Here is a 14,252-nt window from a genome sequence, read left to right on the forward strand (position 1 = left end):
CTTCCGGCGTCGGCTCCGGCGTGAATCGATCATGCGGTCTTGTCATTGTTTGGCCGCATGTATTATGCATTTCCCTCGCATTGACACCTATGACGCCGCGCGACTTGCGGGGCGCGTAGAGCTCGCCGTAGCAAGGCAGTGTGGCAACTGAAGCCGCCGGCAACGGGAGGCAGAACGAACAGGGGAATGATGATGGGCGGGAAAAACGCGATCGTGAGGTTGCTTTCGGCGGTTGCACTGGCGGGTGCGCTGAGTGTCGCAGCGGGTACGGCTACCACGGCAATGGCGGCGAGTACCGTGGAGGCGGTCGTCAACGGCACCGTGATCACCTCAGGCGACGTAGCCAAGCGGGTCGCTTTCCTTCGGCTTCAGAGGCAAAGCGGCGGCGCGGCCGAAGCCAAGCAGCAGCTCGTCGACGAGGTACTGAAGCGCGCCGAGATCGCGCGCGTTCAGCAGTCCGTCAGCACGGAGGAGGTCGATGCCGCCTTCGCGCGTTTCGCCGCCGGCAACAAGCTTTCGCCGGAGCAGCTCGGCAAGATCCTTGACCAGGCCGGCGTCGGCATCGATCATTTCAAGCAGTATATCGCAGTCCAGATGAGCTGGCCGCGTGTCGTCAACTTCCGCTACGGCAGCGCCAGCCGCCTTTCCGGCGGCGACCTCGTCAAGCGCATGATGCAGGGCGGCGGCAACAAGCCGGTCACGACGGAATATTTCCTGCAGCAGGTCATCTTCGTCATTCCCGAATCGAAGCGCGGCGCCATCACGGCAAAGCGGCAGGCTGAAGCCAATGCCTCGCGCTCGCAGTTTCCAGGTTGCGACACCTCAAAGGCCTTCGCGGCGAACTACCGCGACGTTTCGATCCGCAGCCTCGGCCGGATTCTGGCACAGCAGCTGCCCGAGGATTGGAAGCCGCTCGTCGAAAAGGCCGGCGACGGCATGACGACGGGTACGCGCGTTACCGAGAAAGGCGTCGAATATCTGGCAATCTGCAAGAAGCGGCAGGTCAACGACGACGCCGCCGCCGAGATCGTCTTCCGCGCCGAGGATCTCGGCAAGAAGAAGGCCGAGGGGGAAGACCCGAACAGCGCCAAATATCTTGAAGAACTGCGCTCGAAGGCGCAGATCGTCAACAAGTAACGAGCCGGTATGAGCGAGACGAGCATCGGGCCGGTCGCCCTGACCATGGGCGATCCGGCCGGCATCGGCCCGGAGATCAGCCTCTCCGTATGGGCGAAGCGGGCCGATCGGGCGACACCGCCGTTTCTCTATGTGGGCGATCCGGCGGTACTCGCCGCCCGTGCCAAGCTCCTGGGTCTGACCGTGCCGATATGCGAGACCGATTGCCTCGGGGCCGTCGCCGCTTTCCGGCAGGCGCTGCCCGTTTGGCCGGTCCGCTCCCCTGCCCCCGTGGTTCCCGGTAATCCCGATGCGGCGAACGCTTCCGCCGTAACCGATGCGATCGACACCGCCGTCCGGCTCGTGCTGGCGGGAGAAGCGTCCGCCATCGCCACCAATCCGATTGCCAAGGCAGTGCTCTACGAGGCGGGGTTCCGCTTCCCGGGCCACACCGAATATCTCGCGGATCTCGCCGCGCGCGCAACGGGCGTTGCCGCCCTGCCGGTGATGATGCTCGCCGGACCGAAACTGCGCGCGGTCCCGGTCACGATCCATATCCCGCTCAAGGACGTTCCAGCGGCGCTGACGCCGGAGTTGATTTACGAGACCTGCACGATCACCGCGGCCGACCTCAGGAGCCGTTTCGGCCTGCCGGCGCCGCGCCTGGCGATTGCCGGTCTCAATCCGCATGCGGGCGAAGGCGGCGCGCTCGGCCGCGAGGACGATGCCGTCATCCGCCCCGTTATCGATCGGCTGCGCGCCGAGGGGCTGGACGTCGTCGGCCCCTTGCCGGCGGACACCATGTTTCACGATCGCGCGAGAGAAAGCTACGACGTCGCCATCTGCATGTATCACGATCAGGCATTGATCCCGGCCAAGGCGCTCGGTTTCGACGACAGCGTCAATGTCACGCTGGGCCTGCCCTTCATCAGAACCTCTCCGGATCACGGAACCGCTTTCAGTCTGGCCGGGAAAGGGATCGCGCGCGAGGAAAGCCTTCTTGCGGCACTGCGGCTTGCAGAAGAACTTGCCCGCAACGCCGGCAGGACGAAGCGCTGATGGCGGCTCTCGACGGTCTGCCGCCGCTACGCGACGTCATCCAGCGCCACGGTCTCGACGCGAAGAAGGCGCTCGGCCAGAATTTCCTCCTCGATCTCAACCTTACCCAGAAGATCGCGCGCACCGCCGGTCCGCTGGAGGACGTGACGGTGATCGAAGTCGGTCCGGGTCCCGGCGGCCTTACACGGGCGATCCTCGCTCTGGGGGCCAAGAAGGTCGTTGCGATCGAGCGCGATTCGCGCTGCCTGCCGGCACTCGCCGAGATCGGCGCCCATTATCCGGGGCGGCTCGACATCATCGAGGGCGACGCATTGAAGGTGGACTTCGAATCGCTTGCCGACGGCCCGGTGCGCATCATCGCCAATCTACCCTACAACGTCGGCACACAGCTTCTCGTCAATTGGCTGCTGCCAGGGCACTGGCCGCCCTTCTGGCAATCCCTGACGCTGATGTTCCAGCGCGAGGTCGGCCTCAGGATCGTCGCCGGCGCCGATGACGATCACTACGGCAGGCTCGGCGTCCTCTGCGGCTGGCGTACAAAGCCGCGTCTGGCATTCGACGTGCCGCCGCAGGCCTTCACACCGCCGCCCAAAGTGACGTCGACGGTCGTCCATCTCGAGCCTGTCGAAGCTCCGATCCCCTGCTCGCCCGCGGTCCTGGAGAAGGTCACCCAGGCAGCCTTCGGCCAACGGCGCAAGATGCTCCGCCAGAGCCTGAAACCCCTCGGTGGCGAGGCGCTGCTTGCAAAGGCGGGCATCGATCCGCAACGCCGCGCGGAAACCCTGACTGTGGAAGAATTTTGCCGACTGGCCAATTGTCTGTAGAGTCGGACGCTTGCGACAGCGCAGGAACGAGCCCGCAGCCGCCGGTTGTCTTCCCCCTCATACGCCTGCCGGCCCCCTCTTCCCGCAAGGCGGGCGAAGGGATAAGCGGCGCGTTCAGAGTGGATTTTCCGTCAGCAGTCCGTTGACGAATTCGAAGAGGCCGGGGCGCCGGTCGCGGCGAAGGCGCTCGGCTTCGACGATCGCCCTGACGGCGGAGAAGGCCCGGTCGAGATCGTCGTTGACCACGATATAGTCGTATTCGCGCCAGTGCTCGATTTCGGCGCGCGAATTAGCGAGCCGCGTCGCGATGACCTCTTCACTATCCTCGGCGCGCCGATGGAGCCGCGACTGCAGCTCCGCCATGGACGGCGGCAGAATGAAGATCGATACCACGTCGCCCGCCATTTTTTCCTGCAGCTGCTGGGCGCCCTGCCAGTCGATGTCGAAAAGCATGTCCCGCCCTTCGCCCATCGCCTTCTCGACGGCGTCACGCGGCGTGCCGTAGTAATTGCCGTGCACTTCGGCCCATTCGAGCAGCGAGTCCGTTGCCCTCAGTGCCTCGAACTCTCGGATCGACTTGAAAAAATAGTGCCGCCCCTCGATCTCGCTCGGCCGCCGCGAACGCGTCGTCACGCTCACTGAAATGCTCAAGTCCGGATCGGCTTCGAGCAGGTTGCGGGCGATCGTAGACTTCCCCGCACCTGAGGGCGAGGAAATCACGAGCATCAGCCCGCGACGAGCGATCTTGATGGGCGAAACGGTCGCCGGTTTCATATCCTACTCCAGATTCTGAACCTGTTCGCGGAACTGGTCGATCACGACCTTCAATTCGATACCGGCGGCAGACACGGCAGCGGCATTCGATTTCGAACAGATGGTATTCGATTCTCGGTTAAATTCCTGTGCAAGGAAATCGAGCTTGCGTCCGACCGGCCCGCCCTTTGTCAGGAGGTCGCGGGCAGCGCCGATATGGGAACTCAGCCGATCGAGTTCCTCCCGAAGATCGGCCTTCGTCGCAAGCAGCGCGACCTCCGCATGCAGCCTTTCGCGGTCGATGCCGGACGCGTTGGCCATGATCACCGAAACCTGCTGCGCCAGCCTGTCGGCGATCGCCTGCGGGCTGCGGGACGGATCGTTTTCGACTACCGCGGTCAGCTTCTCGATGCGCTCCACCTGGGCGAGCAGCACCTGCCCGAGCGCCTTGCCCTCGTCTTCCCGCATCGTCCGCAGATCGGCGAGCGCGCCTTCCAGGCCGGCGAGTATCTCCGCGTCGCGTTCCGCGCGCTCGTTCTCGCTCTCCTCCGGCTCGCGGAAGTCGACAATGCCGCGAATGGAAAGCAGCGTATCGAGTTTGAGCGGCGCCGGATCGACGACATCGCCCAATCGTTCGCGAAGCTTCAGGACGGCGGCGAGCGCCTCCTCGTTGAGAACTGCCTCGGCCGAAACTTCCGTACCGCTCAGTGAAAGGCCGACCTGCAGGTTCCCTCGCGAGAAGTACTGCGAGGCGAGACGTCGGCAGTCGGGTTCGATACGTTCCAGTCCCGGCGGCAGGCGAAGCCGCATGTCGAGACCTTTGCCGTTGACCGAACGGAGTTCCCAGGCCCAGCGATACCGTCCGGTGCTCCCCTCTTTCCTGGCAAAGCCGGTCATCGATTGGAGCGGCATCGTTTCCTCCGTTGGCAGTGATTCGTTAAAGTGACAACGATTTCTGTACCTCCGAGGGAGGCACGACATTGTCGTTGAGGGAAGCACTATGGCGACAGCGCCGAACTCCGCAAGGAATATCCGCGCGGCGGCGAGCCCGTCCACATGAGGCTGAGGCGCGCCGCATTTAATTTATGCGGCGCGCCTCAGGTTTTGCTTTCGTGCATTGTCGTTATCCCAAACCGCTGCGCGGTTTTGGCGACCTGTATTATTGCTGGGTTCCGGTCTGCGTGACGGCATCCTGTGCCGCCTCGATGGCCTTCGCCGCCTCCGCTGCCCTCTCCGCCTCGATCTTCCGCCAGCGCCGCACATTGGCATTGTGCTCGTCGAGCGTCTCCGCAAAGACGTGTCCACCGGTGCCGTCGGCGACGAAGTAGAGTTCGGGTGTGCGCGACGGATTGGCGACGGCTTCGAGCGCCGCCCGGCCCGGATTTGCGATCGGCGTCGGCGGCAGACCTTTGATGAGATAGGTGTTGTACGGCGTCTGCTTGTCGAGGTCGGACCTCAGGATCGCCCGGTCGGCGGGTTTGCCTTCGCCCCCGAAGATGCCGTAGATGATGGTCGGATCCGACTGCAGCCTCATGCCCTTTTCCAGGCGATTGATGAACACGGACGCGACCCGCGGTCGCTCGTCCGCGCGGCCGGTCTCCTTCTCCACGATCGACGCAAGAGTTACGAATTCCTCTATGGTCGACACGGGAAGATCCGGATCCCGCTTCTCCCAGATCTGCTGCACCAGCGCCTCCTGGGCAGCGGTCATCTGCTTGATGATCTCGTTACGGTCGGTTCCGCGGGTGAACTTGTAGGTGTCCGGCTTCAGGGAGCCTTCGGGCGGCAGCTCCGCCGGCAGATCGCCGACAAGAACCGGATCGTCGGCAAGCCTGTGGAACATCTGCTTCACGGTCAAACCCTCGGGCAGCGAGACGGAGTAGAGGATCGACTTGCCAGATTTCAGAAGCTCCATGATCTCCTGCATCGATGCATGCGCCTTGATTTCGTATTCGCCGGCCTTGAGCGTGTCATTGCTCAGATAGGCTTCCGAAACGAACCGGAATACGCGGCTGTCGGTAATGATCTCGTTGCGCTCCAGGTTGCTGGCAATCTCGCTGATGCCCGCGCCGCTGCGAACGATGAAGTTCTTGTTCGCCTCCAAGGGACCCGGCTTCTCGTATTCGTGCATGGCATAATAGACGGCCCCGGCGGCCGCGAGTGCCACGAAGACGACCACAGTCATGACGAAGTTGAGAAAGATGACGACTTGGCTGCGCGCCTTGCGTGAACGCTTCGGCGGATGGGGAACTCTTTCGGGACGCAGCGCTTCGTTGGCCGACTTCGGAATGATCGGCCCGTTGCTCCCGGTTTCATTGCGGCCGAATTGCACCGCGCTGTTATCGTTTGAGTCGCTCACGATTATCCCGATTCCGAAATTCGCAACCTTTTCAAACCGCCGCCGGTGCGAATTTCGGATTAGACCGGCGACCAGTGAATGTTACGGCGGCCTCTGCGGCTCCGGTGAAAGAGCGGCCTGCCCTGCGATGAATATCCTACATTTACCAGATGTGGCTTGCGCGAACATAGCCCTTGGCGGCGGCCCCGAGTCGTCGCCACTCCAGCGACAGCTTGTAGCGAGCATTGCGGCAAAAAGCGGGATCGCGGGTCGATGCAGATCGGAAGATCTGCCCGAATTCCGCTTACCTTGGCAACCCGTTTCGCAAGACGCCCGCTCGAGGGATCAATGGCCGGTGTAACGGCGCAGAATCAGCGACGCGTTGGTGCCGCCGAAACCGAACGAGTTCGACAGGGCCACATTGATCTCGCGCTTGCGCGCGACATGCGGCACCAGATCGATCTTCGTCTCGACGGATGGGTTGTCGAGATTGAGCGTCGGCGGGGCGATATTGTCGCGAATTGCGAGCGCCGAGAAGATGGCCTCGACCGCGCCGGCCGCTCCGAGCAGATGCCCGATGGCCGATTTCGTCGAGGACATGGAGATCCTCGAAGCGCTTTCTCCGACCAGCCGCTCGACCGCGCCGAGCTCGATCGTGTCGGCCATCGTCGATGTTCCGTGGGCATTGATATAGTCGATGTCAGCAGCCGTGACGCCCGCGCGCTTCAACGCCATCTGCATGCAGCGGTAAGCGCCTTCGCCGTCTTCGGACGGAGCGGTGATGTGGAAGGCGTCGCCGGACAGGCCGTATCCGATCACTTCGGCGTAGATCTTGGCACCGCGCGCCTTTGCGTGCTCCAGTTCTTCCAGAACGACGACGCCCGCACCCTCGCCCATGACGAAGCCGTCACGATCGGCGTCATAGGGCCGCGAGGCCTTTTCAGGATTGTCGTTGTGCTGGGTCGAGAGCGCCTTGCAGGCGGCGAAGCCTGCGAGCGATATCCGACAAATCGGAGATTCCGTACCACCGGCAACCATCACGTCCGCATCCCCGAGCGCGATCAGCCGGCTGGCGTCGCCGATCGCATGCGCGCCGGTCGAGCAGGCCGTCACGACGGAATGGTTGGGACCGCGCAGCTTGTGGCGGATGGAAACCTGACCGGCTGCGAGATTGATCAGCCGGCCGGGAATGAAGAACGGGGAAATACGCCGCGGACCCTTGTCGCGCAGGGTGTAACCCGCATCGACGATACCTTCCAGCCCGCCGATGCCGGAGCCGATCAGGACGCCGGTCGAAATCTGGTCTTCGTCGCTTTCGGGTTTCCAGCCGGCATCCGCCAGCGCCATATCGGCAGCGGCCATCGCATAGACGATGAAAGGATCGACCTTGCGCTGTTCCTTGGGCTCCATCCAGTCGTCGGCATTGAACGTACCGTTGCTGCCATCGCCGAAGGGAATGCGGCAGGCAATCTTGGCGGGAAGGTCCTCGACCTCGAACTCGGTGACCTTGCGGGCTGCATTGTCGCCGGCCAGAAGACGCGCCCAGCTGACTTCGGTTCCGCAACCCAGAGGAGATACCATGCCGGTACCGGTGATAACGACACGTCTCATACCCGTGACCCACCCTGACTGTTCAATTCAACCGCCGGACCGGACCACGCGACGATCGCGACCCGCGCATGCATTGCAAATCTCGTTACAGCGTCGTGAAGACGCGCAAAGGTCGCTTTGACCTTATGGTTCCTTGCATGTTCTGGTCCCTGGACGGACTCCAATCAGGAGACATGCAGTAGTGACGACCAGAGGGAAAGGCGGGACGCTTTACCGATCGCAACCCGCAGTGAATGCAGGCCAGCCCACTGCCCCAGGGCTGAACGGGCCGCGAGTGCGGCCCGCCAATAACTCAAGCCAGAAGGTCAGGCCTGGGCTTTCTCGATGAACTTGACGGCGTCGCCGACGGTGAGGATCGAATCTGCAGCGTCGTCCGGGATTTCGACACCGAATTCTTCTTCGAATGCCATGACCAGTTCGACGGTGTCGAGCGAGTCCGCGCCGAGGTCATCGATAAAGCTTGCGCCTTCGCTGACCTTTTCGGCGTCGACGCCAAGATGATCAATAACAATTTTCTTCACGCGTTCTGCGATATCGCTCATGTCGGAGTTCCTCGACCTTATGTTTCTCTACGGCGCTGTTACCGGCACCGGCACTCTATCACGCCTGATAGACCAAGTTGGTCCAACGGGCAATCCATCCAACCGAAACCGCGGAAACCTAGGGCAACAAGAGCTGCCGGACACCTGGCCGGAACGGTCGACTGCGCGCAGTCATGGCCCGATTAACACGGTTTATGCCTGCCGCAAAGTGCGAAAATGCCCGATATTCCCTTGGTCAACATTGATTTTCAGGCATTTGGCACAAACAAACGAAGAGGCTGATCGGAGCTCGCGGCACAGGCCGAAGACCAAGGTACCGCACACTCCATCGCCTCGTCAGATCATCGCCATGCCGCCGTTGACGTGGATCGTCTGACCGGTGACGTATCCCGCTTCGTTCGAAGCGAGATAGGCGACGGCGGAGGCGACCTCGGCTCCGCTTCCCATCCGCCGCATCGGGATCGCAGACATGATCCCTTCCTTTTGCTTGTCGTTCAGCTTGCCGGTCATCGCGCTTTCGATGAAGCCCGGCGCGACGCAGTTGACCGTGACGTTGCGGGTGGCGATTTCCTGTGCAAGCGACTTGGAGAAGCCGATCATGCCGGCCTTCGAGGCACAATAATTCGCCTGCCCCGGATTGCCGGTGACGCCGACCACCGAAGTTATGTTCACGATGCGGCCGAAGCGACGGCGCATCATCGGATGCGTGAGCTCCCGCGTCAGCCGGAAGACGGCCGTGAGATTGACTTCGATGACGTTGTCCCAGTCTTCGTCGCTCATGCGGACGAAGAGCCCGTCCTTGGTAATGCCGGCATTGTTGACGAGGATGTCGACGCCGCCGAGATCGGCTTCCGCCTTTTCACCGAGCGCCTTGACTTCCGCGCGGTCGGAGAGATTTGCCGGGAATATCTGAACCCGTTCGCCGAGGGTGTTGGCAAGAGCTTCGAGCTTCTCGACGCGGGTACCATGCAGTCCGACGACGGCGCCCTGAGCATGCAGCATGCGGGCGATTTCCTCGCCGATACCACCGGAAGCGCCGGTAACGAGAGCCTTGCGGCCTGAAAGATCGAACATGGATTTCTCCTTATAGTGGGGCGCTCAGGCCAAGAGGACGGCAAGCGCCGCATCGATATCGGCGGGCGAATTGACGGCGATGCCGGTGACGGTCTTGTCGATCCTCCGGGCAAGTCCCGTCAGGACCTTGCCCGAGCCGATCTCGTAAAGCGTCGTCACGTCATGGGCCGCAAACCACTCGACCGTCTCGCGCCAGCGCACCTGCCCGGTCACCTGCTCGACAAGCAGGCGTGCGATGTCGCCCGCATCGCTAACCGGCGCGGCAAGCACGTTCGCGACGACCGGCACCACGGGATCGCGCTTCTCGACCGTTGCGAGCGCCTTGCGCATGGCTTCTGCGGCCGGCGTCATCAACGCGGAATGGAAGGGGGCGGACACGGGCAGCATCAGCGCGCGCTTGGCACCCCTTTGCGATGCGAGAGCCGCGGCCTTCTCCACAGCCGGCTTCTCGCCCGAGATCACCAGCTGGCCGCCGCCGTTGTCGTTGGCGATCTGGCACGAGCCGAGCGATGCGGCGTCGCGGCAGATCGCTTCGACATCGTCATGCTCCAGACCGATGATCGCCGCCATCGCGCCCTTGCCGACGGGCACGGCCGCCTGCATGGCATCGCCGCGAATGCGCAGAAGACGCGCCGTGTCGCCGAGCGAGAAAGTACCGGCGGCACAGAGCGCCGAATACTCCCCGAGCGAGTGGCCCGCAACGAAGGAAACCTTGCGCTTGAGATCGACGCCCTTGGCCTCGAGCACGCGGATGACCGCCATGGACACCGCCATCAGCGCCGGTTGCGCATTCGACGTCAGCGTCAGCGTGTCCTCAGGCCCGTTCCACATGATGTCGGAAAGCTTTTCGCCGAGCGCCTCGTCGACCTCGGCGAAGACGGCGGCAGCCTCCGGAAAGGCCTCGGCCAGATCCTTGCCCATGCCGACGGCCTGGCTACCCTGACCGGGGAACGTGAATGCGGTGCTCATCAAGAGTGCCCCTTCCATGGGTCGCGGCTGGTTCGGAGCAAGCCAGTAACCGTGACCGTTTCAATTGCGCGGACGGGTGCAGATGAACCGCCCGGACCTTTGGCGCCGCCCCGCATTTTCCTCTCCATTCACATTCCTGAACCGCAAGTCAAGCGCGGAAGCCGCGCTTCGCCGGTTGGTTACGGTCTTTTGCCCTTGATCTTCGCCAATCAAGGCTTAAGTTTGCCCCGCTTTGCCGCCGCGCCGTTCCGGAACTTCCCGGGCTGCGGCCAACCGTCATTTCCAAGGCGGAGCGCCTTCCTCCCATGGGCGCTAACCCGCCCCACAAGGAACGTCATGCGCTACAACAAACTCGGCCGCACCGGCATCAAGGTTTCGTCCATCTGTCTCGGAACGATGACGTGGGGCTCGCAGAACACGCCGGCCGAGGCCCATGAACAGCTCGACTATGCCTTCGATCATGGCGTCAACTTCATCGATACGGCCGAACTCTATCCGACCACACCGCTTTCAGCGGAGACCTACGGCAACACCGAGCGCATCATCGGCGATTGGCTGGCCGCACGCGGCCGCCGTGACGACGTGGTGGTTGCAACCAAGGTCGCCGGCTCCGGCCGTGCCTACATCCGCGATGGCGGCCCGGTCACCCCGCAAGGGATCGCCGAAGCGGTCGATGCGAGCCTCGCGCGGCTCAGAACCGACTATATCGACCTTTATCAATTGCACTGGCCCAACCGCGGTCATTACCACTTCCGAAACGCCTGGTCCTATGACCCTTCCCACCAGAACAAGGAGGAGGTTGCAGCTGATCTCAAGGCCATTCTGGACAAACTCGGCGAACTCGTCAAAGCGGGCAAAATCCGCGCGGTCGGCCTTTCGAACGATACGGCCTGGGGCGCGATGAAGATGATCGACCTCGCCAACAGATACGGCTTCCCGCGCGTCGCAACGATCCAGAACGAGTACAGTCTGCTCTACCGCAGCTACGATCTCGATCTGGCGGAAGTGTCGCACCACGAAGATATCGGCCTGCTCGCCTATTCGCCGCTGGCGGCCGGGCTGTTGAGCGGAAAATATCTGGACGGGGCCAGGCCGGCCGGGTCGCGCCTGTCGATCAACGGCGACCTCGGCGGCCGCTACACGCCGCATCAGGAGCCCGCCGTCGCCGCCTATGCCGCACTCGCCCGCGAACACGGTCTTGACCCCGCTCAAATGGCGATCGCCTTCTGTCTCACGCGCCCCTTCATGGCCTCGGCCATCATCGGCGCCACGTCCATGGAGCAACTGAAGAATGACCTCGGCGCCGCCGACGTCACTCTCTCCCAGGACGTGATGAACGGCATCCGGCGGCTGCACCGGCTCTATCCGGCGCCGATCTGAAACACTCTCCCGCCGGAGCGGCGGCTTCATGCCGCCATCTGGCGGCAGCTCTCGGCACAGCGCCTGCAGGCGTCGACGCAATCGCCCATGTCGCCGATGCGCTCGCAGTCGTCCGCGCACTCCGCACAGATCTCGGCACATTCGCCGCACAAGTGCTTGTGGTGCGGCGTACCCAGCAGCATGAAATGCGCCGCGTCCCTGCAAATTTCCGCGCAGGCCATCATCAACCGGAAGTGCGGCGGCTCGGTATGCTCGCCGCCGGTCTCCAGGCAATGCGTCATCGCCGTCGAAAGGCAGACGCGATAGCAGGCAAGACAATTCTCGATGCATTCCTGCATCTTCGGATCGAAGGGGGCCATTTTCTTCTCCCGGATGGGTGGGAGCCCACTCAACAGCGCAAGGGCGCTTTTGTTCCGGATGAGTGCAGCCGGGAGGCCAATCCGACGAGAGCGCTTGCATTTCGGGTGAAAACCCGTATAAGCGCGCTGTTCGAAACGCCCGGTCTTCTGGCTGGTGGCTGAACGGAGGGCCGGTTTCCACTCGGAAACCGCGAGGAATGTAAGGCATTCCGGCCTCCCGTGTCTCCGCTCTCGACCGTCTCGATACAACACTTTCTTGCCGGCTCTTAGTGGCCTTTAAGAACAGTCGTTGAGGCTTAGCCGCCGAGGTCCGGGCTGATTAACGCAAGAAAGGCAAGCCACAATGGCTCTTTATGAACACGTATTCCTCGCTCGGCAGGACATCACGCCGCAGCAGGTCGACGCTCTGGTCGAGCAGTACAAGGGTGTCATCGAATCGAACGGCGGCAAGGTCGGTCGGGTCGAGAACTGGGGCCTGAAGTCCCTCACCTACCGCATCAAGAAGAACCGCAAGGCTCACTACGTCCTCATGGACATCGATGCCCCGGCACCGGCCGTGCACGAAGTCGAGCGTCAGATGCGCATCAACGAAGACATCCTGCGCTACATGACGATCGCCGTCAGCAAGCACGAGGAAGGCCCGTCCGCGATGATGCAGAAGCGCGACCGCGACGATCGTCCGCGCCGCGACGGCGACCGCCCGGACCGTGGCGGGTTTGGCGACCGTGGTCCGCGTCCGGACCGTGGCGACCGCGATGACCGTCCGCGCCGCCCGCGCGAAGACCGCGCTTAACAAGAAGCTTTAGGAGATAAAGACAATGGCTGAAGTTTCTTCCGCTCCGGTACGCCGTCCGTTCCACCGTCGCCGCAAGACCTGCCCCTTCTCGGGCGCAAACGCTCCTCGGATCGACTACAAGGACGTCCGTCTCCTGCAGCGCTACATTTCCGAGCGCGGCAAGATCGTGCCGTCGCGCATCACGGCCGTTTCCCAGAAGAAGCAGCGCGAACTCGCCCAGGCGATCAAGCGCGCCCGCTTCCTCGGCCTGCTGCCCTACATCGTATCGTAAGGCGGCCGGCGCTCCGTTGATCGGTTGACTCAACGGAAACCAGCTCCGATCGAGGCACGCTCTCAAGGGTGCCTCGATCCCTCCCTTCCGCGGTGGGCGCGGATCGGAAACGCGCCGGAACGGCGCGCAAATCCCATGTTGGGGCAATGGCCGGACGGCCGCCCCTAACTGCCTCTCAAGCAGGACAGCGAACGTGAAGAACTGGAACAGGACATCGCTGCTGACCGGCGTTCTCGCCGGCATTACCGCCGCCCTCTTGTCGATGGGCGCGAATACGCAGTCGTCTCTTGCGATCGTTCTCTACGCCGCCTCCGCGCTGCCGATCCTGATTGCGGGTCTCGGTTGGGGAAACGCCGCCGCCATCGCTGCCATCGTGGTCGCGGGCGGGGCAGCAGTGGCACTCGTGTCACCCTATTTCGCACTGCTGATCGTCGTCGTGACGCTCGTCCCGGCCGGCTGGCTCAGCCACCTCTCCAATCTTGCGCGCCCGGCTTCCGAACTCGGCGGTCCCGAGGGTTCACTCGCCTGGTATCCGCTCTCCGACATCCTCGTGCATCTTGCCGGACTGGTGACGGTCGGCATGATCATCGTCGGCTATATCGTCGGATACGACTCGAGCGTCTCCGACATCATGGTCGACATGGTGGTCGAGGCGGTAAAGGCGCAGGAACCGCTCTACAATCCGGATGCCGCGGCGATCGCTCAGCTCAAGTCGATATTCACGCTGGCGCTGCCGCTGGTGCAGGGTGCCATCTGGGTATTGATGCTGTTCGCCGCCTACTATCTCGCGACCCGCATCGTGCAACTGTCCGGCAAGGCGCTTCGGCCGCGGGAGGACGTTCCCTCGTCGCTCAGGATGCACCGCAACGCCATCTTCGTTTTTCTCGGCGGCCTGGCCCTCACCTTCTTCGGCGGGGCGCCGGCTGTGATCGGTGCGCTCGTCTGCGGTACCTTCGGCGCCGGCTTCCTGCTGTCGGGCTTCGCCTCTTTTCATTTTCGCACGCGCGGCAAGTCCTGGCGGCTTCCCGTGCTGTGGATCGCATACCTGTCGGTGTTCGTCTTTACGATTCCGGCTTTCTTCTTCCTCCTGTCCGGCTTGATCGATACGCGCCGCGCCATCGCACTCACGCCCACGGGAAAAAACTGACCAACGAAACGAA

Annotated in this window: 15 protein-coding genes; 7 read left to right on the plus strand and 8 right to left on the minus strand. The window is 63.0% G+C overall.

The annotated features are described in order from the left end of the window. Nucleotides 1-186: 186 nt before the first annotated feature. The 3 genes from ACTJKL_RS21400 to rsmA are packed head-to-tail and all read left to right on the plus strand — an operon-like array spanning nt 187 to nt 2,999. The gene (locus ACTJKL_RS21400) at nt 187-1,137 is read left to right on the plus strand and encodes a SurA N-terminal domain-containing protein (RefSeq protein WP_198516721.1); all 951 of its coding nucleotides are present in this window, start codon (nt 187-189) and stop codon (nt 1,135-1,137) included. 9 nt (nt 1,138-1,146) lie between these two features. Beyond that, the gene (pdxA, locus tag ACTJKL_RS21405) at nt 1,147-2,175 is read left to right on the plus strand and encodes a 4-hydroxythreonine-4-phosphate dehydrogenase PdxA (RefSeq protein ID WP_440853735.1); all 1,029 of its coding nucleotides are present in this window, start codon (nt 1,147-1,149) and stop codon (nt 2,173-2,175) included. After that, entirely contained in the window at nt 2,175-2,999 is an 825-nt protein-coding gene (gene rsmA, locus ACTJKL_RS21410) for a 16S rRNA (adenine(1518)-N(6)/adenine(1519)-N(6))-dimethyltransferase RsmA (RefSeq protein WP_338278845.1), read from the plus strand. The genes pdxA and rsmA overlap by 1 nt, the downstream gene beginning before the upstream one ends. Before the next feature lie 114 nt (nt 3,000-3,113). On the opposite strand, the gene gmk is transcribed toward rsmA, so the two are convergent. The 7 genes from gmk to fabD form a co-directional block, all read right to left on the minus strand. Continuing rightward, nucleotides 3,114-3,773, minus strand: a complete 660-nt coding sequence (gene gmk / locus ACTJKL_RS21415; protein WP_018094665.1) for a guanylate kinase — start codon at nt 3,771-3,773, stop codon at nt 3,114-3,116. A 3-nt stretch (nt 3,774-3,776) separates the two neighbouring features. After that, nucleotides 3,777-4,664 carry a YicC/YloC family endoribonuclease gene (locus ACTJKL_RS21420; protein ID WP_440853736.1) on the minus strand — a complete coding sequence of 296 codons (888 nt, stop codon included), beginning with the start codon at nt 4,662-4,664 and terminating at the stop codon, nt 3,777-3,779. Between the two features lie 247 nt (nt 4,665-4,911). After that, entirely contained in the window at nt 4,912-6,111 is a 1,200-nt protein-coding gene (gene mltG / locus ACTJKL_RS21425) for an endolytic transglycosylase MltG (RefSeq protein WP_100672109.1), read from the minus strand. 324 nt (nt 6,112-6,435) lie between these two features. Then, the gene (fabF, locus tag ACTJKL_RS21430) at nt 6,436-7,701 is read right to left on the minus strand and encodes a beta-ketoacyl-ACP synthase II (protein WP_338278841.1); all 1,266 of its coding nucleotides are present in this window, start codon (nt 7,699-7,701) and stop codon (nt 6,436-6,438) included. A 305-nt stretch (nt 7,702-8,006) separates the two neighbouring features. Then, nucleotides 8,007-8,243 (minus strand): acyl carrier protein, encoded by a 237-nt coding sequence (locus ACTJKL_RS21435; protein WP_003531676.1) that lies wholly within the window; start codon nt 8,241-8,243, stop codon nt 8,007-8,009. Nucleotides 8,244-8,579: 336 nt separating this feature from the next. After that, on the minus strand, nt 8,580-9,317 hold the full coding sequence (gene fabG / locus ACTJKL_RS21440; RefSeq protein WP_018094661.1) for a 3-oxoacyl-[acyl-carrier-protein] reductase: 738 nt from the start codon (nt 9,315-9,317) through the stop codon (nt 8,580-8,582). A gap of 24 nt (nt 9,318-9,341) precedes the next feature. After that, nucleotides 9,342-10,286 (minus strand): ACP S-malonyltransferase, encoded by a 945-nt coding sequence (fabD, locus tag ACTJKL_RS21445; protein ID WP_440853737.1) that lies wholly within the window; start codon nt 10,284-10,286, stop codon nt 9,342-9,344. A 336-nt stretch (nt 10,287-10,622) separates the two neighbouring features. On the opposite strand from fabD, the gene ACTJKL_RS21450 reads away from it, so the two are divergent. After that, nucleotides 10,623-11,666, plus strand: coding sequence for an aldo/keto reductase (locus ACTJKL_RS21450; protein WP_440853738.1), 1,044 nt, complete (start codon nt 10,623-10,625; stop codon nt 11,664-11,666). 26 nt (nt 11,667-11,692) lie between these two features. Here the strand turns inward: ACTJKL_RS21450 and ACTJKL_RS21455 are convergent, their stop codons facing one another. Then, entirely contained in the window at nt 11,693-12,025 is a 333-nt protein-coding gene (locus ACTJKL_RS21455) for a four-helix bundle copper-binding protein (RefSeq protein ID WP_100672105.1), read from the minus strand. Nucleotides 12,026-12,368: 343 nt separating this feature from the next. Between ACTJKL_RS21455 and rpsF the strand changes: the two genes are divergently transcribed. The 3 genes from rpsF to ACTJKL_RS21470 all read left to right on the plus strand — a co-directional run bounded on the left by rpsF (nt 12,369) and on the right by ACTJKL_RS21470 (nt 14,239). Then, nucleotides 12,369-12,818 (plus strand): 30S ribosomal protein S6, encoded by a 450-nt coding sequence (rpsF, locus tag ACTJKL_RS21460; protein ID WP_018094657.1) that lies wholly within the window; start codon nt 12,369-12,371, stop codon nt 12,816-12,818. A 25-nt stretch (nt 12,819-12,843) separates the two neighbouring features. Beyond that, the gene (rpsR, locus tag ACTJKL_RS21465; RefSeq protein WP_003531693.1) at nt 12,844-13,092 is read left to right on the plus strand and encodes a 30S ribosomal protein S18; all 249 of its coding nucleotides are present in this window, start codon (nt 12,844-12,846) and stop codon (nt 13,090-13,092) included. 193 nt (nt 13,093-13,285) lie between these two features. Further along, entirely contained in the window at nt 13,286-14,239 is a 954-nt protein-coding gene (locus ACTJKL_RS21470; RefSeq protein WP_018094656.1) for a YybS family protein, read from the plus strand. Nucleotides 14,240-14,252: the final 13 nt, after the last annotated feature.

This window comes from Sinorhizobium sp. 22678 (assembly GCF_052044265.1).
In the GTDB taxonomy this organism is placed as follows: Bacteria; Pseudomonadota; Alphaproteobacteria; order Rhizobiales; family Rhizobiaceae; genus Sinorhizobium; species Sinorhizobium meliloti_A.